General features: G+C 36.5%; 1 protein-coding gene. It reads right to left on the bottom strand.

Annotated features, from left to right (window positions below; all coding sequences use genetic code 11):
- Positions 1-313 (bottom strand): hypothetical protein (locus EVJ34_RS15935; RefSeq protein ID WP_236636733.1); only part of this gene is annotated, 313 nt, incomplete at its 3' end.
- Positions 314-392: the final 79 nt, after the last annotated feature.

The following is a 392-nucleotide window of genomic DNA, read 5'->3' as shown; positions in this document are numbered from 1 at the left end:
CAGGTAGGTGGATTGTTAGCGGTGAACTAGATTTAATTAAAGGCTTTAGTAAAGAGAAAACAGATTGAAGCTCTGTTTCACATAACACAAGCGTGTGTAGTTCAATCGATTTATGCGTAAATTGGCTGACTATATCGCAAGAGACTTGACTGTATTTCGGAATAATAAGCGTTAAATGGCTGGATACATCAATAGTTTGTCCATTGATGCAAATCGTACCTTTTGCGCCACTAACCATCGCTATCATCGGGTTTTCGATGTAAAACGTTTTTAAAGACATTTGGTTAGAGGACAGGATGTGTTTGTATTCCATAATCTCCGATATACCGTAGGCAAGTTAAGCATTAATCTTGTTTAAATGAACAATACTCAAAATTAGCTCATTGGTTGTA

This window comes from Exiguobacterium sp. SL-9 (genome assembly GCF_004336985.1).
Lineage (GTDB): Bacteria > Bacillota > Bacilli > Exiguobacteriales > Exiguobacteriaceae > Exiguobacterium.
Note: the sequence above shows the minus strand (reverse complement) of the source record. Positions and strands in the feature narration are given on the sequence as shown.